The sequence below is a fragment of the Enterobacter sp. CP102 genome, from assembly GCF_025152625.1.
GTDB classification, from domain to species: domain Bacteria; phylum Pseudomonadota; class Gammaproteobacteria; order Enterobacterales; family Enterobacteriaceae; genus Enterobacter; species Enterobacter soli.
Genome location: NZ_CP104014.1, coordinates 1,191,677 through 1,216,977 on the forward strand (window position 1 = coordinate 1,191,677; position 25,301 = coordinate 1,216,977).

The 25,301-nt window shown below is 55.4% G+C and carries 24 protein-coding genes; 4 read left to right on the plus strand and 20 right to left on the minus strand.

The window, feature by feature from the left end:
* Window positions 1-164: 164 nt before the first annotated feature.
* Both N1249_RS05560 and N1249_RS05565 read left to right on the plus strand, forming a co-directional pair.
* Window positions 165-683 carry a DUF2569 domain-containing protein gene (locus N1249_RS05560; RefSeq protein WP_259835213.1) on the plus strand — a complete coding sequence of 173 codons (519 nt, stop codon included), beginning with the start codon at window positions 165-167 and terminating at the stop codon, window positions 681-683.
* 106 nt (window positions 684-789) lie between these two features.
* A complete protein-coding gene (locus tag N1249_RS05565) occupies window positions 790-1,263 on the plus strand; it encodes a cold-shock protein (protein ID WP_259835215.1) in 474 nt (157 codons plus the stop codon).
* Between the two features lie 44 nt (window positions 1,264-1,307).
* Here the strand turns inward: N1249_RS05565 and N1249_RS05570 are convergent, their stop codons facing one another.
* The 6 genes from N1249_RS05570 to N1249_RS05595 form a co-directional block, all read right to left on the minus strand.
* Window positions 1,308-1,763: a hypothetical protein gene (locus tag N1249_RS05570; protein WP_259835217.1), complete on the minus strand. Its 456-nt coding sequence runs from the start codon at window positions 1,761-1,763 to the stop codon at window positions 1,308-1,310.
* 331 nt (window positions 1,764-2,094) lie between these two features.
* Window positions 2,095-2,799 (minus strand): ABC transporter ATP-binding protein, encoded by a 705-nt coding sequence (locus N1249_RS05575; RefSeq protein ID WP_259835219.1) that lies wholly within the window; start codon window positions 2,797-2,799, stop codon window positions 2,095-2,097.
* The gene (locus N1249_RS05580; RefSeq protein ID WP_259835221.1) at window positions 2,786-3,622 is read right to left on the minus strand and encodes an ABC transporter ATP-binding protein; all 837 of its coding nucleotides are present in this window, start codon (window positions 3,620-3,622) and stop codon (window positions 2,786-2,788) included. Before N1249_RS05580 ends, N1249_RS05575 begins: the two co-directional genes overlap by 14 nt.
* Window positions 3,615-4,448: an ABC transporter permease gene (locus N1249_RS05585; protein ID WP_217186221.1), complete on the minus strand. Its 834-nt coding sequence runs from the start codon at window positions 4,446-4,448 to the stop codon at window positions 3,615-3,617. The genes N1249_RS05580 and N1249_RS05585 overlap by 8 nt, the downstream gene beginning before the upstream one ends.
* The gene (locus N1249_RS05590) at window positions 4,448-5,470 is read right to left on the minus strand and encodes an ABC transporter permease (protein ID WP_259835224.1); all 1,023 of its coding nucleotides are present in this window, start codon (window positions 5,468-5,470) and stop codon (window positions 4,448-4,450) included. The genes N1249_RS05585 and N1249_RS05590 overlap by 1 nt, the downstream gene beginning before the upstream one ends.
* Before the next feature lie 139 nt (window positions 5,471-5,609).
* The gene (locus tag N1249_RS05595) at window positions 5,610-7,178 is read right to left on the minus strand and encodes an ABC transporter substrate-binding protein (RefSeq protein WP_259835231.1); all 1,569 of its coding nucleotides are present in this window, start codon (window positions 7,176-7,178) and stop codon (window positions 5,610-5,612) included.
* A gap of 200 nt (window positions 7,179-7,378) precedes the next feature.
* On the opposite strand from N1249_RS05595, the gene N1249_RS05600 reads away from it, so the two are divergent.
* The gene (locus tag N1249_RS05600; protein ID WP_259835232.1) at window positions 7,379-8,077 is read left to right on the plus strand and encodes a GNAT family N-acetyltransferase; all 699 of its coding nucleotides are present in this window, start codon (window positions 7,379-7,381) and stop codon (window positions 8,075-8,077) included.
* 45 nt (window positions 8,078-8,122) lie between these two features.
* On the opposite strand, the gene N1249_RS05605 is transcribed toward N1249_RS05600, so the two are convergent.
* The 7 genes from N1249_RS05605 to N1249_RS05635 all read right to left on the minus strand — a co-directional run bounded on the left by N1249_RS05605 (window position 8,123) and on the right by N1249_RS05635 (window position 16,466).
* A complete protein-coding gene (locus N1249_RS05605) occupies window positions 8,123-8,806 on the minus strand; it encodes a DUF2931 family protein (RefSeq protein WP_259835234.1) in 684 nt (227 codons plus the stop codon).
* A gap of 14 nt (window positions 8,807-8,820) precedes the next feature.
* Complete coding sequence (locus tag N1249_RS05610) at window positions 8,821-9,504, minus strand: DUF2931 family protein (RefSeq protein WP_259835236.1); 684 nt, start codon at window positions 9,502-9,504, stop codon at window positions 8,821-8,823.
* 2 nt (window positions 9,505-9,506) lie between these two features.
* A complete protein-coding gene (gene tssD, locus N1249_RS05615) occupies window positions 9,507-11,486 on the minus strand; it encodes a type VI secretion system tube protein TssD (RefSeq protein WP_259835238.1) in 1,980 nt (659 codons plus the stop codon).
* 239 nt (window positions 11,487-11,725) lie between these two features.
* Window positions 11,726-13,225, minus strand: coding sequence for an FGGY family carbohydrate kinase (locus N1249_RS05620; protein WP_259835239.1), 1,500 nt, complete (start codon window positions 13,223-13,225; stop codon window positions 11,726-11,728).
* 14 nt (window positions 13,226-13,239) lie between these two features.
* Window positions 13,240-14,658 carry an L-fucose/L-arabinose isomerase family protein gene (locus N1249_RS05625; RefSeq protein WP_259835241.1) on the minus strand — a complete coding sequence of 473 codons (1,419 nt, stop codon included), beginning with the start codon at window positions 14,656-14,658 and terminating at the stop codon, window positions 13,240-13,242.
* A 34-nt stretch (window positions 14,659-14,692) separates the two neighbouring features.
* Window positions 14,693-15,643 (minus strand): transketolase family protein, encoded by a 951-nt coding sequence (locus N1249_RS05630; RefSeq protein ID WP_259835243.1) that lies wholly within the window; start codon window positions 15,641-15,643, stop codon window positions 14,693-14,695.
* Window positions 15,636-16,466, minus strand: a complete 831-nt coding sequence (locus N1249_RS05635) for a transketolase (RefSeq protein WP_259835245.1) — start codon at window positions 16,464-16,466, stop codon at window positions 15,636-15,638. Before N1249_RS05635 ends, N1249_RS05630 begins: the two co-directional genes overlap by 8 nt.
* Window positions 16,467-16,751: 285 nt before the next feature.
* On the opposite strand from N1249_RS05635, the gene N1249_RS05640 reads away from it, so the two are divergent.
* A complete protein-coding gene (locus N1249_RS05640) occupies window positions 16,752-17,708 on the plus strand; it encodes a sugar-binding transcriptional regulator (RefSeq protein WP_217186211.1) in 957 nt (318 codons plus the stop codon).
* A 48-nt stretch (window positions 17,709-17,756) separates the two neighbouring features.
* Here N1249_RS05640 and N1249_RS05645 read toward each other — a convergent pair whose 3' ends face one another.
* The 7 genes from N1249_RS05645 to entD form a co-directional block, all read right to left on the minus strand.
* Window positions 17,757-18,845, minus strand: coding sequence for an ABC transporter permease (locus N1249_RS05645; protein ID WP_182059956.1), 1,089 nt, complete (start codon window positions 18,843-18,845; stop codon window positions 17,757-17,759).
* Between the two features lies 1 nt (window position 18,846).
* Window positions 18,847-20,373, minus strand: coding sequence for a sugar ABC transporter ATP-binding protein (locus N1249_RS05650; protein WP_259835248.1), 1,527 nt, complete (start codon window positions 20,371-20,373; stop codon window positions 18,847-18,849).
* Entirely contained in the window at window positions 20,373-20,981 is a 609-nt protein-coding gene (locus tag N1249_RS05655; RefSeq protein ID WP_259835256.1) for a DUF2291 family protein, read from the minus strand. The genes N1249_RS05650 and N1249_RS05655 overlap by 1 nt, the downstream gene beginning before the upstream one ends.
* 11 nt (window positions 20,982-20,992) lie before the next feature.
* Window positions 20,993-21,934, minus strand: coding sequence for a D-ribose ABC transporter substrate-binding protein (locus N1249_RS05660; RefSeq protein ID WP_259835258.1), 942 nt, complete (start codon window positions 21,932-21,934; stop codon window positions 20,993-20,995).
* A 211-nt stretch (window positions 21,935-22,145) separates the two neighbouring features.
* On the minus strand, window positions 22,146-23,174 hold the full coding sequence (locus N1249_RS05665) for a methionine synthase (RefSeq protein ID WP_259835265.1): 1,029 nt from the start codon (window positions 23,172-23,174) through the stop codon (window positions 22,146-22,148).
* 27 nt (window positions 23,175-23,201) lie between these two features.
* Entirely contained in the window at window positions 23,202-24,185 is a 984-nt protein-coding gene (locus N1249_RS05670; RefSeq protein ID WP_259835271.1) for a DUF1852 domain-containing protein, read from the minus strand.
* 213 nt (window positions 24,186-24,398) lie between these two features.
* Entirely contained in the window at window positions 24,399-25,055 is a 657-nt protein-coding gene (gene entD, locus N1249_RS05675) for an enterobactin synthase subunit EntD (protein ID WP_259835273.1), read from the minus strand.
* Window positions 25,056-25,301 lie beyond the last annotated feature (246 nt).

Consider the following 25,301-nt stretch of genomic DNA (forward strand, 5'->3'; position numbering starts at 1 on the left):
GCTCCGTTGACGGGGATATATTGAGTATAGACAATGGCGTTATTGGCCCTTCGCGATCCTCTTTCGGCTGAAAAGCCGGGAATGTAATTTCGTTCAAGGATGAGCCCGCTGTTGCCGATATCAGGTAATACCTCTACTTACAAAAAGGCAATTAAGGATAAAAAATGAGCGACACCCCTTTCAAATGGACGTGCATTTCATGTGATAAGGACATTTCGCAGGATCAGGAATACTGCTCAGAATGCGAAGAAAAGCGGTACAGGAAAATTGGGGGGCTGTTATACCTGCCATTACTCAATTTGTTGCTGATCGCCTACGGTTATTTCACTTCTCTGGCAGTGACATTAAACGCCGGGCTATCGACGATGGGCCGCATTCAGGCATCCCAGTCGACCTATCTGTTTATTGCCGTGGCGGTGAATTTCATTCTCCTTCTCTTTATTATTTACACTGCCTCGCTCTTTTTCCGTAAGAAGAAAGAACTTCCTCTGGCGTATAGTATTTTAATCGTGGCCGGCATCGTGATAATGCTGATTGATCGTGTCGTAACGTCCTGGATGTTCCCGGAGATCCCCCTGAACTTTAGCCAGGTAATGCCCATTCTCACGCACGTGATTTATGCCTGTATCTGGATACCGTACTTCCGTACTTCCGCCAGGGCAAAAAAGACCTTTATTCGATAGTGGCGCAGGGCATTTACCCCAAATCCCTCGCCCCAAATCGCATTGTGTTTTACACTCCACGCTGCAAAAATTGAGTTAATGAACGATCAGACAGACGGTAACAGCGATGAACGGTACAATCACAACGTGGTTTAAAGATAAAGGCTTTGGATTTATCAAAGATGAAAACGGTGACAACCGCTATTTTCATGTGATTAAGGTCGCGAACCCTGATCTGATCAAGAAAGATGCGGCGGTGACCTTTGAACCCACCACCAACAACAAAGGCTTATCCGCCTACGCGGTGAAGGTGATCCCGGAAAGCCAGTACATCTACATTGCGGGCGAGCGGCTGAAACTCACCTCTATTAAGTCTTTTGTGGTGTTCAGCGAGGAAGTGCCCGCCGATACCAAAATTGATAAGGAAAATGCGGTGCTGTCGGTGGGGATCCTGATGAACAACATCAAACCCAAAACTGCGGCTAAGCCGGGTGAAATGCGCACGGTAAAGAAACTGGCCATCACCACCTTCCAGAAAACGACCCACATCTTCTCAGAAGATGAGATCGATATCGAAGCTACGGTAAAAATGCTGAAATAACGCAAGGCCGACATTCTGCGGAATGTCGGCTTTTTTAGCCCGCCTCAGCGCGCTGTCATGTCCGATCCCTGCACATATTCCGCCAGTAGCCAGACCATATCATGCAGTAGCCTGGTGAGTTCTTTTGCCACGCTGGCTGGCAACGTTCCCCCCGCAATCGCGTGTGTGAGTGCCTTCGCGTAGTCCACCTGTAACGAAGTGTCCTGCCAGCATTCCGGCACGCAGGCGTTGAGCTTTTCACCTGCAACCACCTGTTCAACCAGGTACGAAGGCAGGCCATTGTCGCAGTGCGCCCGCAACTGATTGAGCCCATGCAGCAGGCGTTCGCAAAGCGCCGCACGGATGTCGCGATCGTGGGTTTCAACCAGCACGCTAACAAATGCGGTACAGGCTTTGGTCAGTTCAACGGGATCCGCCGAGTCGGGAAGCAGCTGGCCGAGAAGATGGTGAATAATGTTTTCCTGAGATTGCGTGTGCGTCAGGGTAGGGTTTGTTGTCATGTGATTTTCCTTGTAAAAAAAGCTCCTGGCCACCCAGGACGTTCCTGTACCGGTGAGGGTAGCGCTGACGGAGGTAGGAATACCGCACATGACAAACGGTCAGCCTTTCGGCTACTCCACCAGCGCCACCATGTCTTCCTGGGGGGAACGCTGTCGCGACTATTTTATTGCCGTGCCATGAAACACGGGTTCCTACGCCCGGCTGCGGATACACCGCAACGCAGGCACTTTACGACCATGAAAAAACAAATAACAGTCTTATCCCTTGGTAAAACAGGGTTACTTTTTCAGTTTGCGAGGCTCCTTCCAGAAAGGTTATCGCCCCACGGTACTACCCCATTCGGTGCTCGCCCTTAAGCATCGCCTCACGGTCAAACATCCGCTGGATCACCCCGTGCGCCATAAACGCCGCGCGGTCAGACATATGTGCAATCACATCTGCATCATGGCTTACCAGCAGATAGGTCATCCCGTGCTGTTGTTTCAGCCGGTTCAGCAGGTTGAGGATTTCCGCCTGCACGGACATGTCCAGCGCGGAGGTCGGTTCATCCAGCAGCAACAGCTGTGGACGTAACAGCAAAGCACGGGCGATCGCCACGCGCTGTCGCTGCCCGCCTGAGAGCTGGTGCGGGTAGCGTTTACCCGCATCGGCAGACAGCCCAACCTGTTGCAATGCGTCCGCCACTTTTTCGGTAATCTGCGTTTCACCGTGGATTTTTAACGGCTCTGAAAGGGTGCGTGCAATAGTGTGGTTTGGGTGCAACGATGCCCACGGATCCTGAAACACCATCTGCACGTTGCGCCGCAGTGCGCCTTCAAAGCGGCGGCCTGCCTGTAACTGCTCACCCAGCACGGCAATGCTGCCGTTCCAGTCGCGTTGCAGCCCCGCGAGCACCCGCAAAATGGTGGATTTCCCACAGCCGGATTCACCAATCAGGCTGAAGGTTTCGCCTTTCCCGATTGCAAAGCTGGCTGCGGATACCGCGGTTTTTTCCCCGAAGGTGACCTGGAGCTGATTAACTTCAACGAGTGCCATTGTTCGCCTCCTTCCATGGCTGAGTGCGGTCAAGCGTTGGCAGCATCCGGCCGAACGTGCTGGCGTCAGGACGACAGGTCCAGAGTGTGCGCGTATACGGGTGGGTGGCTTGCGGCAACTGATTTGCCGCCATCTCATCAACTTTTTCGCCCTGATACATCACCAGCACGCGGTCGCAATGCTCTGCCACCAGCGGCAGGTCGTGGCTAATCAGCAGCATCGCCATCTGACGCTCTTCGCACTGCTGCACCAGAAGCTCGAGGATCTGGTTACGCAGGCGGGCGTCCAGCGCTGAGGTGGGCTCATCGGCAATAAGTACCTGCGGATTGTTAATCAGCGCGATGGCAATCATCACGCGCTGCCCCATACCGCCCGAAAGCTCGCCGGGATAGCGCGTCAGCACATTGTCGGTTAGCCCGACGGCGCGAATAATGTCGTGGATGCGCGCCAGACGCTCCGCTCTCGGCAGGGACTGATGCAGGGTTAAGGCCTCTTCAAGCTGGGCGGCCACGTTTTTCACCGGGTTAAGGGCGTAGCGTGGATCCTGAAGCACCATCGCAATGCGGTTACCGCGCAGTGCCTGCCAGCGTTTGTTATTCAGGGTCAGCAGGTCGTTGCCGAGCACGTTAAGCTGGCTCGCGCTCACGATGCCCGGCTTGCGCACCAGCCCCATCAGGGCACGGGCTGACATGGATTTTCCTGAACCCGATTCCCCGACCAGCGCCAGGCGTTCATTGCCAAGCGTAAAGCTCAGGTTGTTGACCACGCGCGCGGTGGGGTAGTCGATATTCAGTGCATCGACGATGACGCGTTGTTCAGTCATGTTGCGGCTCCAGTACATCGCGCAGGCCATCGCCCAGCAGGTTAAATGCCAGGCTGGCAAACAGAATCGCACCGCCCGGAATGGCGGCAATCCACCACTGGTCAAAAATGACCTGCATCCCGTCAGCAATCATAGCTCCCCATTCCGCCATGGGTGGGCGTGCGCCCAGGCCGAGGAATCCAAGCCCGGCGGCGGCCAGAATAATCCCGGCCAGATCGAGTGCCAGACGCACAATCGCGGACGGCAGACACAGCGGCAGAATGTGGCCGAACAGCAGCCGGAACCCGCGGATCCCCATCATTCCGGCAGCGGCCAGATAGTCGCTGTGACGCAGGCGCTGAATTTCACTGCGTGCCTGACGTGCATAGGCAGGCCAGGTGGTCAAAGCCAGCGCCAGCGCCCCGTTCACCAGTCCCGGGCCAAGCATGGCGACAAACGCGAAGGCGAGGATCAGACGCGGCATCGACATCACCACATCGGTAAAGCGCATCAGCACCCGCTCCAGCCAGCCGCCGTAAAACCCGGACAAAATCCCCACCAACAGGCCAGCGGGCAGGGTGATGACGGTGACCAGCGCAACCAGCCCCAGCGCGGGGCGTGTGCCGTAAATCAGGCGTGAAAGGAGGTCGCGTCCGTAGCTGTCAGTTCCCAGCCAGTGTTGGGCGTTGGGAGCCTGTAAGCGCGCGGCGGCGTCCTGCCAGTTAGGATCGCGTGGCGCAAGCCACGGAGCAAACAGTGCAACAGACACCAGCAGCGCGATGGCGATAAGCCCGCAAAACGCAGCAGGAGAGCGGCGCAGGCGGCGTAAAAAGAGATAAAACGGCATTAGCGCACCCTGGGATCGGTTGCCCGCACAAGCAGGTCGGTAAGGTTATTGATCAGCACAAAACAGACGCCAATGAGCAACGTGCCGCCCATCACCGCTGTGGTATCGCCCGCAAACAGCGCGGTGGTGAGATAGCGCCCGATACCCGGCCAGGAGAAGACGGTTTCAGTTAATACCGCGCCTTCCAGCATACTGGTGTAGGCAAGGGCAATCACCGTCAGCAGGGTGCTGCGAATATTCGGCAGGACGTGGCGCAGCAGAATGGTCATCTCCCCGGCACCTTTGGCGCGGGCGAGCAGAATGTACTCTTTATTCATCTCGCTCAGACAGGCTGAACGCGTCAGGCGGGTGATGCTCGCCAGCGAGTAATAGGCCAGCAAGAGTACCGGCAGCACCAGATGGCTGATGGCATTTCTGAAGGCGTCCCGGTCACCGGAAAGCCAGGTATCGATAAGCGCAAATCCGGTACGTGGCTCCACGGTAAACTGCCAGACATCATCCAGCCTGCCGGGGCCGGCGCTCCACTGGAGTTTCGCGTAGAACAGCGCCAGCATCAGCAGGCCGAGCCAGAAAATCGGCACCGAGTTGCCGAGCAGGGTAAGTGTGCGGATCGTCAAATCAAGCGCTGAACCGGCGTAGCGAGCGCACAGCACGCCCGCGATCACACCGAGTAAGGCGCCGATAATCAGCGCCAGAGTTGCCAGCTCCAGCGTGGCGGGAAACGCGTGCAACAAATCCTGCAACACCGGCTGCCCGGTGGCGCTGGCGGTGCCTAAATCGCCATGAGCGAGGTTTTGCACGTAATGCCAGAACTGCACGGGCAGCGGCTGATCCAGACCGAGCTGGTGGCGAACCTGATCGTAAGTGGACTGGCTGGCGTGATCGCCGACGATCTGCAAGACGCGATCGACGGGGGAAAATGCGGAGAGCGCAAACGTGATGAGCAACAGCCCGAAGAGCGTGAGTATCAGGGTCAGCAAGCCCTGAAGCACGCGCGTCACGTGGGTGGAAAGATGTGGCATGGGAAAACCGTTATCCTGAAAATATGCACGGACGGCTCCCTCTCCCTGTGGGAGAGGGCGGGGGTGAGGGGAAACAGGCGGCTCTGTTGCGCGATGTTGCCCTCACCCCAACCCTCTCCCACGGGGAGAGGGGGAAAAGCTACTTCGTAACGCGATCGTACCAGACCATATCCGCGTTCAGCCCCTGCTGATAACCCTTCACGTTATCGCGCACCACAATCTGGGTTTTGCCCTGATCGACGAACACGTACGGCGAGTTATGCTGCAACTCTTCCTGCATCTTCTTGTACAGATCCAGGCGCTTCGCCGGATCAGGCTCGGCAACCGCGGCCAGTGTGGCTTTATTCAGCTCAGGAATTTTCCAGCCGTTCAGGCCCGCCACGGTACTGGATTTACCGTCGTTCCAGGCAAATGCACTGGCGTTAGAGTGCGCATCGAAATAGTCCGGGATCCACAGACGGATCGCCGCCTGATGCTGTTTAGCACGTACGCGGGCATACACCTGGCTACCCGCCGCTGGCAGCAGATCCACCTTCACGCCGCCCTGGGCAAAACTTGCCTGCATGGACTGAGCGATGGTGATAAACGGCGGCTTGTTCTCCACGTCCAGCGTGAAGTGCGCATCCTTGATGCCCGCTTTGGCGAGGATCTCTTTCGCTTTTGCCGGGTCAAACTTAAATGGATTGTCTTCCAGCGCCCCCGGCAGACCCACCGGCAGGAAGCTCTGGTGAACAAAATACTGGCCTTTCAGCAGGTCTTTGGTGATGCCGTCATAATCCACCAGCCAGCGAGATGCTTCCCAGAAGGCCGGGTTGTTCAGCAGCGGGTTAGCGCTGTTACCGGTGTTAAACACCAGGTAGTTCTGCTCGGCAGACGGAATGCTCAGTACCTTCACGCCCGCTTTGCCTTCCAGCGCGCTGATCTGGTCAGCGCCCAGATCGCGGGCGACATCCGCATCGCCCTGCTGGATCAGCAGGCGGCGGGAAGCCGGGTCGGGAACGTTTTTAATGATGATGCTTTTAAGCTTCGGCGCGCCGCCTGGGGCGGTTTCGTTGGCTTCCAGCACGATGGCCTGATGAGGCTGATAGACACGCATTTTAAACGCGCCGCTGCCCGCAGAGTGCATTTTCAGCCAGGCGTTGCCGAAGTCGTTATCCTTCGCATTCGCAGACACCAGTTTCTGATCAACGATCGAGGCAATTGGCGTGGAGAGGATATTCAGCGCTACGGACGGGCTGACGTCCGCCGTCCAGTGCAGGGTGAGCGTATGGTCATCCACTTTCTTCAGCTGGCTTTCGATGTTGCTCGCGTCCCAGCCCAGCACGTTAAGGATAAACGCCGGGGACTTGTTCAGGGTCACGGCGCGGGTATACGAGAAGATCACATCTTCCGGGCGCAGCGGGTTGCCGGAGGCGAATTTTGCATCCGGCTTAAGTTTGATGGTCAGGGTTTTTGCTGCCGCATCGGCCTGCCAGCTTTCGGCCAGAATCGGGGTGATTTTTTCCGGATTAGAGCGATCTGGCTGTACCAGGCGCTGATACAGGCTCGGTACGGTCTGGATGCTGGAAAGTTCGTTGGCTTCTGCCGGGTCGAGACTCACAATGTCATCAAGACCTTGTGCGACAACCAGCGTATTGGATGGTGTGGCGGCGTTGGCAGTGGCAGAGAGCACGGCCAGTACCAGTAACGGCAGCAGTTTTTTTGTCATAGCGATCCCTGGAAAGTCATTATTGTGATTGTTTTATGCACCGCTACGTTAGGCTGACTGACGTTTTCCGCAAAGTTTAAATTCTGCTTTGCTTATGCCTTCAGGGTATAACGCATTCATATTGGCTATTAGTCCGAACGCTTTTCCGCCGCTTTTTTACCTGCTATAACAAAATCCTTACCTTTCAAGGAGTCATCCCTGTGCCGGAAATCAATCAACATGGTCAGACCGTTAACGATACCGTTCCCGACTGGAAAGGCGCGAGCGTTTTGACCCGTACGCCGCTGGTGGGGCGCTATTGCCGTCTTGAACCGCTGGATACAGATCGCCATGCCGCCGATCTCTTTGATGCTTATGCTCTGGGGGATGATAGCGACTGGACGTGGCTTGCCAGTACGCAGCCCGCAACGGTTGACGCGACCGCGCACTGGGTGCTCGGAAAAGTGATGGATGATGCGCTGGTGCCCTACGCGGTTATCGACTCACGCACTGACCGCGCGGTGGGGCTGGTGAGCTATATGGCGATTGAACGGCTGATGGGGTCGGTGGAGATCGGCCATGTGACCTGGTCGCGAAAGATGAAAGGCTCCCGGATTGGCACCGAGACGGTGTGGCTGCTGCTGAAAAATGCTTTTGAGCACGGCTATCGCCGTCTGGAGTGGAAGTGCGATTCGATGAACGTGGCATCGCGCAACGCCGCAGAACGCCTGGGCTTTGTCTGGGAAGGGCGGCTAAGACATAAGCTGGTGCGCAAGGGGCGCAACCGCGATAGCGACATGCTTTCTATTATTGATAGCGAATGGCCAGAGCGTGATGCACAGCTGCGCGCGTGGCTGGCACCGGAGAATTTTGACGAGGAAGGGCGGCAGGTGAAACGGCTGGGCGCGTTTCGCGGGTAGCATGTTATACATGGGCCCTCCTTTCAGAGGACCCGTCTTCTAACCTTAATCCCAGTTTCCGTAGGGGTAGATTTTGCCTTTGATAAATTCCTGCGTTTCGGGGAGGAAGGTAAAACTGCCTCCGGGTACGACATAGTCTTTGCAGAGGGTCAGGTCCTTGCCGGAGCGGGTCATCAGCTTCAGGGGCTTGACGCGGAGGCTGGGGCGTCCACCAACATCGGATAACCAGACGTTGACTTTACCGCCGGGGGAGAGGCCAAACACCATTCTGTTGTACCAGACCGTTCTTCCCGTCGGGCTGATATGATCAGCTGGGACTTTCATGCGTAGCCAGGTTTCTGGCCCGAATACGGCGCTGGTTTCGTAGGTTTGCTGGTCAATATAGGAATCCCAGCAGAAGACAATGTACTGGGGTGGTTTTTTGACTTTGTTGAACTGGTCACCAAATCCATGTGCGCTTTTAGCCCATTTCGGGACAGAATCAGGGTCAGGGGAAGCCTGGTCCAGAGTGTTAAAAATATACAGATAACCATCCGTATCGATCACCCTGACATGTAGCACCTCAGACGGTAACTCATAAGGGGTGATAAATGAAAAGTTCCATTCACCATACGGCAGCGTCCAGTCTCCGCTGGCGGCCTGATTTGACTGTAACGGGTGTCGCTTTTGCGGGCTGCATCCCGCAGCGATCAGCAACAGCGTGAGTATCAACAGCTTATTTATTTTCATTGGTATCATCCCTGTTAATCCCAGTTTCCGTAGGGGTAGGTTTTGCCTTTGATAAATTCCTGCGTTTCGGGGAGGAAGGTAAAACTGCCGCCGGGTACGACATAGTCTTTGCAGAGGGTCAGGTCTTTGCCGGAGCGGGTCATCAGCTTCAGGGGCTTGACGCGGAGGCTGGGGCGTCCACCAACATCTGATAACCAGACGTTGACTTTACCGCCGGGGGAGAGGCCAAACACCATGCTGTCGTACCAGACTGGAGCGCCAGAAGGACGGGTATGATCTGCAGGCGTTTTCATGCGCAGCCAGGTTTCTGGCCCGAATACGGCGCTGGTTTCGTAGGTTTGCTGGTCAATATAGGAATCCCAGCAGAAGACAATATACTGGGGTGGTTTTTTGACTTTGTTGAAATTAACGCTCCCGCCAAAAGTGACATCTGTCCATTTATCGACGGATTCAGAGTCGCGAGAAGTCGAGTCAAGCGTGTTAAATGTATACAGATAACCATCTGTGTCGATGACGCGGACATGAAGCGCTTTTCCCGGTAGCTCATAGGGGGTAATAAAAGAAAAATTCCACTCTCCATATGGCAGCGTCCAGTCTCCGCTGGCGGCTTGATTTGACTGTAACGGGTGGGTTTTAGATGGGCTGCATCCTGTTGCTGTCAGTAGCAGCGCAAGCGCCAGTGCATTTAGTCTTTTCATCGTTATTTTCCGTCCATGTTATAGATTTTTCTGACCCAGTTACTGTCCGGCCTGTTCACAAAGCCGATGGTTTCAGAGGCGGAGGCTCCACCCCGTAAGTCACCGGACGCCTGGAGCTCCACCGCGTTCCAGTGGGCTGCGCAGTGGATATACTTCCGGGCAATCATATCCACCTCTTCTGTTGTAAAACCGGCTATTTTTTTACCCTGACGAGCCGCTTTTCCCATCAGTCGGGCATGGTCGCTGAACGCCTTCAGTTCATCCGGCAGCCTGTGCGTACTGACCTTGTCGACGTCTGCAAGTATCGCCCCGGCCTCAACTGCCGCATCGAACATGACCCGCAGTGCCACCTTCGACCAGTCAAAAAAGACCGTCCGGTGGCGCAGGGTCAGGGCGGCGAAGGTGCGTTTTTGCCGTTGGCTGTAGTGGTCGTCGGGTACCCGGTCGTCTTCCCATATTTCGGGGGTGATCTGACTGGTCCGTATAATGGGCAGGATGGCGGGTGAGCGTCCCAGAACGTGCAGTTGCGCGATTGCCTGCTGGTAAACTTGTGACTGTGCGCCGGGCTGATTTTGCTGCAGGGTTTCCACCCGCGGGCGCGTAAGAAAGAGGTCTTCCCGCAGTTGCGGCAAATAACCGCCGCCGATATCGGAATGCACGCCGGGTAGAGCCAGTTCCGGCCAGGCGCGGGCAACGCTGTTAAGGGCGAAGTTATAGCGGCACTCGTGCTGGGCGGTGAGATGAAACACCTTCTGCGCCACGCCGGGGCGAAGCTGGATATTAACGCTGCCGGTATCGGCGCTGTGCGGATTGAGTCCGTTTGCTACTGTGCCGACTGCCGTCACGGTGTCCATTATGCCGAGAAAGCGGGTGATTCCGGCAGGTGCGCCGCAATAATTATATTCTTTCATTCCGGTTGAGATTGCGTCGATAATAGCGTGTTCTTCTGACTGCACGCGATTGGCAAAATGACGCGCCGCTGCCGCGCCGCGGCTGAAGCCAAAGATATCAAATAACAGTGTATCGACGACAAATTTCCCGTTAAGTCGGGAAAGTACGGTATTTATTTTAGTGGCCAGTTGCGCCACTGCATCGTCAGTTTTGGCAATAATCCCCGTTTCTGCCGTCCCCAGCCCAATACCGACCAGGCTATCAGGCTCACCTGCCCGGGTGCCGATCCCCTCAACATAGATAGCGCCTTGTATATAGCTACTGTCTGGCGGGAATTTTTGCTCATACAACTCATTCAACCAGTGAATGTTCGTGTAATACCCGAGATAACTGGTCGCCCCAATCCCGCTGATCCCCATCTTCTCTGACGCATTTTTGGCAAGAATGCTTGCAGCATCAGGCCCATCAATATCAAAGTGCTGCGCCGTCAGCGCTTCGAGCATATTTCGGGTGTTCACCGCGTTGTTGCCGGTACCGTCAAAGAATATCCCCAGCACCAGCGTCACCCTGCGCTCGGGCAGCTCTTCGGGCAGGAGAGTCTTCTGCACCACCGGGAAGAGCTGGTTATAACGCTCCGGCGTCAGCAGATAAGCAAACTCGGTGCCGGCAATCAGGTGGCGACTCAGAATATAATCATAACCCACCGAGATATATTCATAATCTAAATCGTTTATACTTGAATTCAGATAAAAGGAGTTTATCGTCACGCCGCGAATTTCAATCAGATAATATCTCTCCAGTCGTCCGTATTGATTTGTCCGGTAAATATCAAACGTCATATTAAGACGTTCATTATTATTAATGGCATTGCTGAGTAACGGAGAGCTTTTATCCAGGAGTTTGCAAAATTGCAGGCCGCAGTGGTTAACACGGCCATCGGCGCCGTCTGCCGACTGCATCAGGCTGAATACGAAGATCTCATTTTCATGTCCCTGTTGATAGCGGTTACCAACGGAGCCCTGTGAGCCACAGCCAGCAGAAATCTGTCCCTGAATATCACCCTCAAGCGTTAAATAAATAAGGTTGCTCATTTATTTTTCCTGAATGATGTTTTTTCAGGAGGGAAGTGTAATGACAATGTGGAGCGCTGAATCTGTTATTTATCAAATTAAATGACGATTGCGGAGGATATTTAATCGTTAAAGGAACTATTAATAAAATAGAATATATATAAGGAAATATCCCCTCGCCAGAAATCGCTCAGTACATTTACTTCTGGAAGAACAGGGGCCGATAACGAAAAACGGCAACCGGTGTTGCCGTTTCGTTTTTACTTTCTCGCCAGCGCCACGGCGTGCTGCCACGCCTGCCAGCGCTGCTGCAACCGTGCATGTCGCACCATATCTGGTGCAAATGTCACGTGTTCCGGCAGATACTGGCGAAGCTGCGCCGTCGTCAGATTCAGCAACGCCTTGCGCGCCAGCAGCGCCGCGCCGGTGGCGGAAAGCTCTGCCACGTCGCTACGCATCACCGGGCAACCAAGCAGGTCGGCCTGGTACTGCATCAGCCAGTCATTTTTGGTTGGCCCGCCGTCCACCATCAGCGCACTGAGCGTGAAACCCTGATGGGCACGCATCGCGGTTATCACGTCGGCAATCTGGTAGGTAATGGACTCCAGCGCGGCGCGGATCAGGTGCGCACGTTTCACACCGCGACTTAATCCGTGGATCAACCCGCGCGCGTTTTCATCCCACCAGGGGGCACCGAGCCCGGTCAGCGCCGGAACGAAAAACACCCCCAGGGTTGAATCGACTGTGCGGGGCAAGTCGTTCAGCGCCTGCGCCAGCTCATGCGCAGGAAGTTCGCTCAGCCCCGTGCTGTCGGCCATCCACGCCACCGCATCTCCGGTGTGCGGAATATTGCCCTCCAGGCCGTACACCAGCGTGTTCCCGTCGTGCCAGGCGACGGTGGTGGCAAGCGATGTCACGTCGCAATCGGCAGACATCACCGGTGCCATCACGGACGAGCCCGTTCCGTAAGTGGCTTTCACGCAGCCTTCTGCACCTAACCCATGAGCGAACAGCGCGGCGTGGGAATCGCCAATCATGGCCAGCACCGGAATGCCGTCAGGAATGGATGTCCAGCCTGATGTCGTGCCAGACAGGCCGCTCGACGGTTTAATGGCGGGCAGGGCTTCGCGCGGGATGCCAAACAACGTGAGCATATCCGCATCCCAGTCACCCGTTTGCAGGTTCATCAGCTGCGTGCGCGCCGCGTTGGCGTGATCGCAGTAAAAACTCTCGCCCTGCGTGAGTTGCCACAGCAGCCAGCTGTCGACGGTGCCGAGACAAATTTCCCCTCGTTCAGCACGGGTCAAACCGTCAGCAGTGTTATCCAGCAGCCAGCGCATTTTGGAGGCAGAAAACAGCGGAGCCACCGGCAGGCCGGTCACGGCTTTGATCTGCGGCTCGTGACCCTTCTCGCGCAGAGCGTGGCAAAACGCAGAGGTGCGGGAACACTGCCAGCTGAGGGCCGGGGCGATGGGCCGCCCTGTTTCCCGATACCAGCCCACCACGGTTTCACGCTGGTTACTGATGGCTAACGCCGCCACGCGCTCTGCGCCAACGGCCCCGATAGCACGAGAGATGACGTCAATTGATGCTGCAAGCAGCAGCTCTGCGGATTGCTCCACCCATCCTTCACGCGGGGTCTGGATCTCCAGTGCGCGTGAGAAACGGGCCACGATAGTGCCGCTGCCATCAAAGGCCACGGCTTTCGCGTTGGTCGTGCCCTCATCGAGGGCAATAATAATATCCTTGTTCACCGACATTGCGGCCTCCGGCCTTACTGGTGGAGATAGGTCGACACGCCAAGATAGCGGGTGAACGCTTCGTTGAGGATCTCTGCGCTTGAGGAGTGATTCATCGCAACGTGATGCTCAAACCCGTTGCGGCAGATCCACGACAGCAGATTTTCCAGATGCGGAACCTGGATAACCGCGCGGCACCCGACAGTATCCAGCGGATCGTCCACCGAACGGCCTTCGCCCACGTAGGCTTTGATTTCACCGGTCAGATCGTCAGTGCTCAGGCGGAAGTAAGTCAGCGGGCCACTTTTCAGGCGGCCGTGAACCGCGCCGCAGGTGTTCTCTTTGCCCACGGTGGTGCCGATGATGTCAGCCGTGCCCATGTGTGGTGTTTCCAGGCTGGCGGCGGCGAAGTTACCGCAGTGGAACAGCACGCACTTGTCGCGATCGTCGCCAAAGTTGTTGTTCCAGTCGGCAATGGAAGCCGGGTTCAGATTGCTGCTGGCAAGGGCATACATAGAGAGCGCGCCCATCACGTCCACTTCGCAGGCGCTTGGCATCAGCTGGCCGGACATCACGCTCATGATCGAGCAGACGTTAATCCCGAGGTTTTCCTGCAAAGAGGTCCAGCACTGGATGGCGGTGGTGTCGATGTCGTTGGCGACAATCCATTCGCTCAGCACCACAAACAGTTTTGCCATCGTGACCAGTTTGTCCGCCGGAATGCCGCTGGCATCAGCGTTATCGAGCAACAGTCGGCGTTTTTCATCGACGCGGATATCGTCATCACGCAGCAGTTTGATGCGGGTAAAGACTTCAGACAGATCGAGCGTTTCCACGGCAATACCCAGCCGTTCCAGCAACTTCTCGCTGTAGCGCACGGTGTTAAAGCCCGCCGGACGCGCACCAATGGCCCCAACACGCACACCCCGCATACTGCTCACCACGCGGCAGATTTGCTCAAAACGCTTCAGATCCTGCTCGAAGACTTCACCGCTAAGCGCGCAGACGTGCTGGGTTGTCAGGGTGAACGGGATGCCGTACTGGCGCAGGTTATTGCACAGTGAGATCTTGCCGCAGAAGCTGTCGCGACGGGTGGCGAGTCCCATTTTGTCGAGATTATCTTCTTCGGCCTGCACCAGCACCGGCACGTTCAGGCCGGAAAGACGCAGGGTTTCGGCAATCGCTTTTTCGTCGCCAAAATTAGGCAGCAGGACCACCACGCCGTGAATGGCATCGCGATGGGCGCGGAACAGGTCGGCGCAGGCTTTTGCATCCTGACGGGTTTCAACCCCGCCAAGCTCCGTCTGGCTCGGGTCGAGCATAATGGTGTTGATGCCAAGACGGCCAAACAGCGCGATGGCCTGTTCACGCGCTTCTGCGACCAGGTAGCTTGGGAAAAATCCCCGGTTACCGATAATCACGCCCATGGTGAGTTGTTGAGGAATTCGGGACATTGCGTTCTCTCCAGTAAGATGTTGTTTTTATTTTTCAGGATGCCTGTTTTACGTGCAGTTCCCGGGCGTGTCTGATGACGCCTGCTGCATCTATTTCATGGCGCGCGCGCGTGGAGGCGCGGTCGGCCGCAATCGCGTATTGCCCGTCAGGGATACCTAAACGGCGCAGCGGGATAGCGCACCCGGCTTCGGCCAGCACTTCCGCTACCAGGCTGCCAACGCCACCGTTCACGTTGTGCTCTTCCACCGTCACCACGGCTTTGCACGGTTTGATGGCCGCCAGCAACGCTTTGGTATCACAAGGACGAATAGATGGGACACTGATAACACTGGCGTCAATACCTTCTGCGGCGAGTTGTGCGGCCGCTTCCACTATTTCATGTACGGTCGAGCCCATTGCAACCAGCGCGACGTCATGGCCCGCACGCAGCACGTCGATGTTGCCCGGTGCAAAACGGTAGCTTTCGTCGTGCAGCTCCGGCAGCGCTTTGCCGTCAAGACGGATGTAGACCGGGCCGACGTGATCCAGGGCGTAGTCGATAATCTGACGGCACTCTGCCGGGCTGGAAGGAGCATAAATCTCGATGTTGCCAAAACCGCGCATGATGGCGATATCGTCAATGCTGTGGTGGGTACTGGCGAGAGGGCCGTAGCTGGCACCGGCATTCAGGCCAAACAGTTTGACGTTGGTGTTGTTGTAGCAAATATCGACTTTGATCTGCTCGTTGGCGCGGGAGATCAAAAACGGCGCGGCGTTACAGGTGACCGCAATTTTGCCGCCAATCGCCAGTCCGGCGGCGGTGCCGACCAGGGTTTGTTCGGCGATCCCGACGTTCACCAGCCGGCCAGGGAAGCGTTTGATAAACGGCGAGATTTTGGCAGTAGATGTGGAGTCTGCCACCACGGGAACCAGATCCAGCCCTCTGTCGACCGCATCGATAAAGGCATCTACCATCACGGTGGCGAGATGTTCGCTATTACTCATCTTTCAGTTCCTCCAGCGCCAGTTCAACTTCTTCGCCTTTTGGCACACGGTGGTGCCACTCCGGGCGGCCCTGAATAAAGGAGATCCCGGCGCCTTTCGTTGTGTGGGCAATCACCACGTGCGGTTTCCCGTTTGGCCGTAATCCTTCCAGCGTCGCCACCACATCGGCCATGTTATTGCCGCTGCATTCGGTGACTTCCATGCCAAACGCATGCCATTTCTCATCCAGCGGATCGGTGTTGAGGATCTCTTTGGTTGAGCCCGCGAGTTGCAGGTTGTTTTTGTCGTTAATGATGACAAGGTTATCCAGCTGATAGTGGGCGGCAACCAGCGCGGCTTCCCAGTTACTGCCTTCCGCCAGCTCGCCGTCACCGGTTACCACAAAGACCCGGCGCTTACTGTTATTGCGTTTCGCGGCAAGGGCGATGCCCACCGCAACCGGCAGGCCGTGGCCGAGCGCGCCAGTATTCAGCTCAATGCCCGGGGTTTTGTGTTTCACCGGGTGGCCTGGCAGGTGAGAATCCGCGTGTTGATAAGTGGCAAGCCACTCCAGTGGGATAAAGCCTGCTTCGGCGAGCACGCAGTAGTAACCGCCCACCGCATGACCTTTGGACTGGATATAGATATCGCGTTCGTCGCTGTCCTTCAGCTGCGGCGAGCAGTGGAGAATGCGGAAATAGAGCGCGGTGAGCAGCTCAACCTGAGAGAGATCTGCACCGGTGTGACCACCAGCGGGGCTTTCGGCATTCAGCACGATGATCCGCCGACGAATCGAGCGTGCCTTTTTTTCGAGCTCCGCAACGGAGAGCGAAAACGGATTCATAAAACACCTCCTGAATTTATAATCTGTAATGAATAATTATTCCAGCAGGGTAAGAAAGAGCCCGTCAGATACGGGATTTTTTACGTCATTGAATATATATTCAATGCTGATTTATTATTCATGATGATAAGATATGCCCGGATTCAGGGTTTGTCTACGCCCCGATCGGGCTGTTTGCAAAAAAAGCGAAAACGATCACATTCGGATCTCTTCAGGAAATGCGGGCTCCCTTGTTATCTATTCATCAATGAATAAAAATACAGGTATGAAATCAGGGGGAACGCCATGTCAAAGCAGGATGAACAACGGTTGCTGGTGAAGATTGCCACGCTTTACTACAGCGAAAATAAAAAACAGTCCGAGATTGCCTCGCTGCTGCACCTCTCACAGTCTTTTGTATCACGTGCCTTAACTCGCTGCCAGAAAGAGGGGCTGGTCAAAATCACCGTCGTCCAGCCAACCAATATTTTTGTGTCACTGGAGAAGGCGCTGGAAGATCAGTACGGCATTCGCCAGGCCATTGTGGTGGATGTGGGGGATAATCCGACGAATGCGCAGGTGAAACACGCCATTGGCAGCGCGGCGGCGCACTACGTTGAAACGCGCCTGCGCCCTGACGATCTGGTGGGGATTTCCTCCTGGAGTAGCACCATTCGTTGCATGGTGGACGAAATGCACCCGCAGAATATCCGCGCCGCAGGGGTTATCCAGCTTCTGGGCGGTGTCGGGCCAAACGGTAACGTACAGGCGACGATCCTGACGCAGCAGCTGGCGGCGCATCTGGACTGTCCGGCGTGGCTGTTACCGTCGCAGAGTATCGAGCACTCCGTTGAAGAGCGTGCCCGGCTGGTGGGCAGCCCGGACGTGGCGGCGGTGGTCAGTAAATTTGCCGAAGTGGATGTGGCGATTGTCGGTATCGGCGAGCTGGAGCCGTCGCAGCTGCTGAAAAACTCCGGGAACTACTACAACGAGGATATGCTCAGGTTGCTGTCTGAGCGCGGTGCGGTAGGGGATATCTGCCTGCATTACTACGATGCGCAGGGCAAACAGGTGCTGAGCCACGAAGAAGATCCGGTGATTGGTATGGAGCTTTCCCAGATCCGCGCCTGCCCGCAGGTGATTGCCCTGGCGGGTGGACCTGAAAAGCGCAACGCTATTCGCGGGGCGCTGGAAGGGGACTATATCGATGTGTTGATCACCGATTATCCGACGGCAAGGAGCTTGCTGAAAGCGGAGGTGTAAGTTTTGCCGGGTGGCGGCTGCGCCTTACCCGGCCTACACATTTAATCGCTATTTCCCCTCCATTACCGCCTTCTGCGCAACCACCGCCGCTTTCTGCTGCATCCGGTTTTGCATCTGGTCGATAATGACCGCCACGATAATCACAATCCCTTTAATCACCATTTGCCAGAACTCACTCACGCCCATCATCACCAGCCCGTCAGCGAGGAAGCCAATCACGAAAGCGCCAATCAGCGTGCCGAGGATCGTCCCGCGTCCGCCTGCCAGCGATGTCCCGCCAAGCACCACGGCGGCGATGGCGTTCATCTCAAAGGCGGTACCGTTCGCCGGGTGGCTGGCCAGAAGCTGAGCCGAAACCACAATCCCGGCAATGGCCGCGCACAGCCCGGAGAGGGTATACACCAGCACTTTCACCTGTTTCACCTTCACGCCGGAAAGCTCTGCCGCACGCTCGTTATCGCCGATGGCGTACACGTGGCGGCCAAACGGCAGGCGGCGGGCGATCCAGGCAATCACCACGGCCAGCACAATCATCATCCAGATGGCCCACGGAATGCCGAGCAGTGTACCCGCACCAATCTCGTCAAAGCCGGTGTTGCCCAGCTGCGGATTACCGGCAAGGCCGGGGAAGGTTTGCCCGTCGGAGGTTAGCATCGCCGTACCGCGCAGCACGTACATGGTGCCCAGGGTGCAGATGAACGGCGCCACGTTGTAGCGGGTAATGATCCAGCCGTTCACCGCCCCAATCAGCGCTCCAATCAGCAGCACGATGGGGACAATCACCCAGACGCTCGGGAAGATGGCAATGCCAAACATCGGCAGAACAATGCCTTTGGTGATTAGCCAGCCGGCGACCATGCCGCACAGGCCAAGCGTGGCACCAATCGACAGGTCAATCCCGGCGGTAATGATCACAAAGGTGATCCCCAGCGCCAGGAACGCATTGATCGCGATGTGTTTAATCATGATCACCAGGCTGCCCGCAGATAGGAAGCCTGGCACGGTAATGGTAAAGAAGCCGACAATCAGGAACAGCGCAATAAAGGTGCGCATTTTGAGCAGCAGAAGCAGGATATTTTCCCGGGAAAGCGCCGCCCCTTTTTGCGGTGCCAGCGCGACAGACTGTGTAGTTTTCATATCAGAACCCCTGAGCACTTGCCGTTACCAGTGCCGATTCTTCGGCCCGATCGCGAACGATATCGGCGGTGAGTTTGCCGCCGGACATCACCAGAATGCGGTCAGATACCGCCATAATTTCTTTTAAATCCGAGGTGGAAAAGACCACCGCAATCCCACGGTTTGAAAGCTCCACCATCATGCGGAACACGTCGGCTTTCGCCCCGACGTCGATACCTCGTGTGGGTTCGTCCAGGAACAGCACTTTCGGATCTGTCAGCAGCGAGCGGCCTATCACCACTTTTTGCTGGTTACCGCCGCTCAGCGCCTGAATTTCGACTTCAGGTGATGAGACTTTGATCGACAGATTGCCAATGGTGGAGGCCACCACCGCCTGCTCATCCTTTTGCGAGATGGTTAGCCCGCGTTGCAGGCGTCGCCACAGGCTGGCAATGGTCAGGTTACTGGCGACCGATGAGCCGGGGAAAATCCCGGTACGTTTGCGGTCTTCCGGCACCAGGCTCATGCCCATGCGGATGCGGTCGGCAGTCGAGAGTCGCTGCGGCACGGGTTTACTGTCCAGCCACAGTTTACCGAGGTAGTTCCGCTGGGTGCCCAACATGCACTCGAACAGCTCGGTGCGTCCTGCGCCCATCAGGCCATAAATCCCGACGATTTCCCCCGCGTGAACCTGGAAGCTGACATCGTTCACCACCGAATTACCCGCCGCGTTAACGCAGGTAATATGCTCGGCTTCCAGCACCGGTGCGCCAAACGTCCGCCCCGGAGAGAGGAAGTTGCTCACCGGATCGCTGCCCAGCATTTCACGCACAATCCACGGCACGTCGATATCTTCCACCCGCGCTTCGGCCTGGAATTTGCCGTCACGCAGAATGGTAATCACATCCCCAATTGCCATGAGCTCTTCCAGGCGGTGCGAGATATAGATGATGGAGACGCCCTGGCGGGTCAGCTCGCGGATCACGCGGAACAGAATGTCGACTTCGGTTTTGCTGAGCGCCGATGTCGGCTCATCCAGGATCAGGATGTCGGCATCTTCCGCCAGCGCTTTGGCGATCTCGATCAGCTGCTGCTGCCCGACTTTCAGATTGCCGACCAGCTCGCGTGGGGAAATCGGCTGATCGAGCCGTTTTAGCAACGTGGCGGCGTGCGCTTCCTGTTCGCTTTCCTGAATTGGCATCAGCCCCTTTTGCCGCTCGCGGCCAAGGAAAATGTTCTCTGCCACATTCAGGTTTTCAAACAGGTTCAGCTCCTGGTGCACCATGCCAATACCCTGCGCGGCAGCATCGCGGGTATTGGCAAAATGAACCTGCTTGCCGTTAAGCCACATCTCGCCGAGGCTTGGTTGCTGTACGCCCGCAAGGATTTTCATCAGGGTGGATTTTCCGGCGCCGTTTTCGCCAATGATGACGTTCACTTTGCCGCGCCAGACGCGGTAGTCGACGTTATCCAGCGCAACGGTGCCGGGAAAAAGCATCGAAATGCCGCGCGTGCGCAGGATAATGTCGTCAGTCGGGATGTCGCTCATCACGGCGTCTCCTGTTTCAGTTCCAGCGCGGCGGCTTCGTCAGCTTTGCCTGCGGTTATCGTGGTGGCGAAGGTCACGCTGGCGTTTTTACCGTTCCAGCTTTCATCCACTTTCGGCAGATGCGTCACCGCTTCGCGGTTAAAGGCGCGAGAGAGCTGAGCAAACTGAACCTGATTGGTGAACTCTTCAAAGCGGAAACCGGCCGCATCGCGAATGGCATTGCCCCGCATCACCGGGCCGCTCTGGATCTCGACCGGCTGGCCGTTAACCATCATCACCAGTTTTTGCTCACGCTCGTTGCTGTTATCCACGCGCTCAATCTTGCCGGTCAGCCTGACAAAGACACTTTGCGGCGTGGAAGAGGGCGTTTTCAGCTGCGTGCTCAGCGCACTGGCATCCAGCGCGTGTTGTGACGCGGTATCCAGTACCCGTGACTGCCAGGTTTGTTGCGCGATCTGCTGGGGTGTCTGGTTGTCGAAACTCGCTTTCGCGTTCGGATCGGCAGGCATAATCGGCTTGCCGTCCGCATCCAGATCTACCACCGTGCAGGCCGTCAGCAACAGGGCGGCGCACCCGGTCAGCACAGCGCCCCATTGTTTTAACGACATATTGCCTCCGCTTATTTGCTGAGATTGAACATGCTCAGCTTGCTGGCGTTGGTGTCATCAATCAGCACGCAATCCATCAGCTGTTTCTCTTCTTTCTGCGCTTTACCGTTTTTCAGGTAGTAATCCGCCTGTTCAACGGCCATCTGCGCCTGTTGCCAGCCTGGCTGCAACACGGTGGCTTTGATGTTGCTGTTTTTGATGATGGAATCACGGGTGTAGTCGCTGCCGTCGAAGCCGACGACGATAACGTTGTTTTTGCCAGCGGCTTTCAGCGCGGCTTCTGCGCCCAGCGCCATGGTGTCGTTACCGGAGATCACGCCCACGATGTCGGGGTTGGTCTGCAAAATGGCTTCCATACGGGTGAAGGCTTCGGTCTGGCTCCAGTTGGCGGTCTGCTGGGCCACCATCTTCATGTCGCTGTAATCATCCAGCACATCGTGGTAACCCTGCGAGCGGACGTGGGCGTTGGTGTCGGACTGGCGTCCCAGTAGCTCAACGTATTTACCTTTTCCGTTCAGCAGCTTCGCAAACTTCTCGGCACCCAGCTGTGCGCCCTGATAGTTATTCGACACGATCTGGGCGACGGCGACACCGGTTTTATTGATTTCACGATCGATAAGGAACGCTGGCACGCCTGCAGATTTGGCTTTTTCCAGCGGGCCGACGGTGGCATCTGCCCCGGCGTTATCCAGGATGATGGCCTTGGCCTTACGGGCAATGGCGGTTTCAATCAGCTGGTTTTGTTTGTTCACGTCATCATCATGGGATGCCACCAGCACGGTGTAGCCAAGCTCTTTTGCTTTCGCTGCCGCGCCATCGGCTTCTGCCTTGAAGAACGGGTTGTCGTGAGAAGGGGTAATTATCGCGATAAGGCCGTTATCAGCAGCAAACAACGAACCGGAAGCGGCAATCATAGAAGCAAACAGGGCGGTTTTTACAAAGGTCATCTTCATACTTTTCTCCACATTGAATATTTATTCAATAATGATTTATTATTCAATTTAACGATAAAGCCGCCTTTCCGAACTGTCTACGGTTTAGGCAGCTAATTTCTTAAAAGGAGAAAAGGATCACGATCCTGACGGGAAAGAGGGGGAGCGGGTAAAAAAAAGCACCTGCTCAGAGGCAGGTGCTTAAAGAGGGGGCAAATGGTTGGCGGTGCGATCAGGCCTGGAGCTCTTTGCGTACCAGCTCTGCGCCCGCGCTTAAGGCATTGAGTTTGCCCTGTGCAACCTGGCGGGATAACGGCGCCATGCCGCAGTTGGTGGATGGATAGAGCTTATCGGCATCAACAAACTGCAGCGCTTTTCGCAGTGTGCTGGCCACTTCTTCTGGCGTTTCAACGCTATTCGTTGCCACGTCAATGGCACCGACCATCACTTTTTTGCCGCGGATCAGCTCAAGCAGATCCATTGGCACGCGGGAGTTATGGCACTCCAGCGAGATTATATCGATGTTAGATGTTTGCAGTTTCGGGAAGGCTTCTTCGTACTGTCGCCACTCTGAACCCAGCGTCTTTTTCCAGTCGGTATTGGCTTTGATGCCATATCCGTAGCAGATATGTACTGCCGTTTCACACTTCAGCCCTTCAACGGCGCGCTCTAACGCGGCAATCCCCCAGTCATTTACCTCATCAAAGAACACGTTAAAGGCAGGCTCATCAAACTGGATAATATCGACGCCTGCGGCTTCAAGCTCTTTGGCTTCCTGGTTGAGTATTTTGGCGAATTCCCAGGCTAACTTTTCGCGGCTCTTGTAGTGGTTGTCATAGAGCGTATCGATCATCGTCATTGGGCCTGGCAGCGCCCATTTAATCGGCTTGTTGGTGAGCTTGCGTAAGTATTTGGCATCGTCGACAAAAACGGGTTTTTGACGGGCGACCGCATCCACAACCGTCGGAACACTCGCGTCATAGCGATTACGGATCCGGACCGTCTCGCGTTTTTCAAAATCAACGCCGCTGAGGTGTTCAATAAACGTGGTAACAAAATGCTGACGCGTCTGCTCGCCGTCGCTGACAATATCGATGCCTGCACGCAGTTGATCATCCAGAGACAAACGCAGGGCATCCTTTTTACCCAGCACTAATTCTTCATTTTGCAATTTCCACGGTGACCAGAGTGTCTCTGGTTGAGCAAGCCAGGATGGTTTAGGTAAGCTGCCTGCCGTCGACGTGGGAAGTAAAATTTTCATAATGGATGACCTTTTATATTTCGTTAATCAAAGAGAGTAATTAGCAGACCATTGCTCAAGAATTGTCTTGTAAGGTTTGATAAAGTTCTCTTCGGTATATTTTCCCTGTTCAATAGCCAACTGACTCCGCTCTTCCCGGTCATAAACAATTTTTGTTAATGAATGATCCTGGTGATTCAGGTCAGGCTGATAGCATTGGCCTGCCGCAGAGTTGGCATTGTAAATTTCAGGTCGGTAAATCTTCTGGAATGTCTCCATGGTGCTGATGGTGCTGATCAGCTCAAGGTTAGAATAATCACTCAGCAAATCACCCGCAAAGAAGAACGCCAGAGGCGCTGCGCTATTTTTTGGCATGAAATAGCGAACCTGTAATCCCATTTTATTGAAGTACTGTTCAGTCAAAGAGGTGCCGTCGGGCTGGTACTCCAGGCCGAGAACAGGGTGCTGTACACCGGTCTGATGATAGGTGTCTTTACTTGACACGCTCAGGCAGATAACCGGTGACTTTTTGAAGTTGGCCTTGTATTCACTGGAATTGACGAAATGCCTGAAGATATTCCCGTGCAGTTCGCCAAAGTTTTCAGGAATGCTGAACTGAGCCTGGTTTTTATTATGTTCGGGCAGTAATACGCTAAAGTCATAATCACGGACGTAAGAGGAGAAGTTATTCCCGACAATACCCTCGATACGTTCGTTGGTTTTTTTATCAATAATGCTGGTTTTCAAAATTTCAATTGCCGGGAAAACCGTGCTGTTACCCTCGCTGCCGATATTCATTTCAACAGAGATAATATCCAGTTCAACCGAGTATCGATCGCCTTTAGGATTATCCCAGTGCGCCAGCGTATTAAAGCGATTGTTAATCATCACTAACGTGTTGCGCAAATTCTCCTGACGATTTTTTCCTCTGGCCAGATTAGCGAAGTTGGTGGTAATACGCGTGTTTTCAGAGGGGTTATAATTTTCATCGAACGAACTGCGTTTAATCGCAAATGTAAAATTATTATTCATCGTACTTTGTATCCTGGGCTCTGAGATGAAAACGGTTCGCTTTTCTGGCTATTCCTGCGTGGGCTGAGTTACTCAGTTGCCGTTTTCATGTTATGAATTAGTTAACATGGCATAATTTATGCCAGAGCCTCTGGATGAGGAAAAGCGACTTAATTTCATTACAACATGAGTCATCTTCATGATCGGGGGAGGGCAGAGCGAGGATGTTGAGCTTTACTCAACCAGCAGGGTGCAAACCTGGGTATTAATCATCTTCCAGACGAGGGTGAACGGCTTACCTTTGCTAAACGGCCCTGCGTCTTTTGTCAGTGCCAGAACGAGCGTCTTGTTATCCAGTTGGGTCACCCGCGCGCAGTCAAACCCCATGTATTCCTGCACCTGAGGAAAGAGGGCTTTAAACAGGCTCTCTTTGGCGCTGAAGGCGAGCGTCAGGGCAAGGGCGAAAGGATAACCTGAGCGGGAAAGCACGGCCTCTTCCTCTGTATCAATCACCCCGTCTTTGATTTCGTGAGCTTCACTTTCGGCGAGGATGGCTTCGCAATCGATGCCGATAAGGGCATGTTGATCCCGGGTGGCAAATGCCATTGCCAGTGTGCCGCTGTGGGTGATGCTGCCTGAAATATTCGCAGGCCAGACAGGCTCTCCGCTGGCACCAATGGACGGGATGGTGCGGTCATTCAGGGCGCTGAGCGCGTGTGCGGCGGCAATCCGCCCTGCCAGATGGTCGGTTTTGCGCTTGCGTCCGGCATCGGTCAGCTGGGCGTGGTGGGGGAGCCAGAGCAGATCGGCATCGGCGAAAGTCGTGGGATCGAAAGTGACGTGATGGACGGTGTGGTGGGCGAGAAGGAATGTGGTGTGAGTGGATTTCATGTTATTCCTTTTGAGTTTGTGCGGCCTGATGCCCTCACCCTGTGGGTTGAGGGATCCCCACAAAAAATACGAGCACGGATGGCTCCCTCTCCTTTTTGGGGAGAGGGTTGGGGTGAGGGGAACATACGGCTGTGGTGGTTATTCCGTTCACTTTACGTTCCTTGCTACTCTGTCACCACAATACCCGTGAACGTGCCAGGGTAGCTCATCGCCGCTACCCTGGCGACCCGGGCTCCCGGCAAGAAA

Bases quoted from the DNA above. Each gene is read 5' to 3' on its own strand.
- N1249_RS05560 (WP_259835213.1), top strand. From the start codon at position 165: ATGAGCGACACCCCTTTCAAATGGACGTGCATTTCATGTGATAAGGAC.
- N1249_RS05565 (WP_259835215.1), top strand. From the start codon at position 790: ATGAACGGTACAATCACAACGTGGTTTAAAGATAAAGGCTTTGGATTT.
- N1249_RS05570 (WP_259835217.1), bottom strand. From the start codon at position 1,763: ATGACAACAAACCCTACCCTGACGCACACGCAATCTCAGGAAAACATT.
- N1249_RS05575 (WP_259835219.1), bottom strand. From the start codon at position 2,799: ATGGCACTCGTTGAAGTTAATCAGCTCCAGGTCACCTTCGGGGAAAAA.
- N1249_RS05580 (WP_259835221.1), bottom strand. From the start codon at position 3,622: ATGACTGAACAACGCGTCATCGTCGATGCACTGAATATCGACTACCCC.
- N1249_RS05585 (WP_217186221.1), bottom strand. From the start codon at position 4,448: ATGCCGTTTTATCTCTTTTTACGCCGCCTGCGCCGCTCTCCTGCTGCG.
- N1249_RS05590 (WP_259835224.1), bottom strand. From the start codon at position 5,470: ATGCCACATCTTTCCACCCACGTGACGCGCGTGCTTCAGGGCTTGCTG.
- N1249_RS05595 (WP_259835231.1), bottom strand. From the start codon at position 7,178: ATGACAAAAAAACTGCTGCCGTTACTGGTACTGGCCGTGCTCTCTGCC.
- N1249_RS05605 (WP_259835234.1), bottom strand. From the start codon at position 8,806: ATGAAAATAAATAAGCTGTTGATACTCACGCTGTTGCTGATCGCTGCG.
- N1249_RS05610 (WP_259835236.1), bottom strand. From the start codon at position 9,504: ATGAAAAGACTAAATGCACTGGCGCTTGCGCTGCTACTGACAGCAACA.
- tssD (WP_259835238.1), bottom strand. From the start codon at position 11,486: ATGAGCAACCTTATTTATTTAACGCTTGAGGGTGATATTCAGGGACAG.
- N1249_RS05620 (WP_259835239.1), bottom strand. From the start codon at position 13,225: ATGTCGGTGAACAAGGATATTATTATTGCCCTCGATGAGGGCACGACC.
- N1249_RS05625 (WP_259835241.1), bottom strand. From the start codon at position 14,658: ATGTCCCGAATTCCTCAACAACTCACCATGGGCGTGATTATCGGTAAC.
- N1249_RS05630 (WP_259835243.1), bottom strand. From the start codon at position 15,643: ATGAGTAATAGCGAACATCTCGCCACCGTGATGGTAGATGCCTTTATC.
- N1249_RS05635 (WP_259835245.1), bottom strand. From the start codon at position 16,466: ATGAATCCGTTTTCGCTCTCCGTTGCGGAGCTCGAAAAAAAGGCACGC.
- N1249_RS05640 (WP_217186211.1), top strand. From the start codon at position 16,752: ATGTCAAAGCAGGATGAACAACGGTTGCTGGTGAAGATTGCCACGCTT.
- N1249_RS05645 (WP_182059956.1), bottom strand. From the start codon at position 18,845: ATGAAAACTACACAGTCTGTCGCGCTGGCACCGCAAAAAGGGGCGGCG.
- N1249_RS05650 (WP_259835248.1), bottom strand. From the start codon at position 20,373: ATGAGCGACATCCCGACTGACGACATTATCCTGCGCACGCGCGGCATT.
- N1249_RS05655 (WP_259835256.1), bottom strand. From the start codon at position 20,981: ATGTCGTTAAAACAATGGGGCGCTGTGCTGACCGGGTGCGCCGCCCTG.
- N1249_RS05660 (WP_259835258.1), bottom strand. From the start codon at position 21,934: ATGAAGATGACCTTTGTAAAAACCGCCCTGTTTGCTTCTATGATTGCC.
- N1249_RS05665 (WP_259835265.1), bottom strand. From the start codon at position 23,174: ATGAAAATTTTACTTCCCACGTCGACGGCAGGCAGCTTACCTAAACCA.
- N1249_RS05670 (WP_259835271.1), bottom strand. From the start codon at position 24,185: ATGAATAATAATTTTACATTTGCGATTAAACGCAGTTCGTTCGATGAA.
- entD (WP_259835273.1), bottom strand. From the start codon at position 25,055: ATGAAATCCACTCACACCACATTCCTTCTCGCCCACCACACCGTCCAT.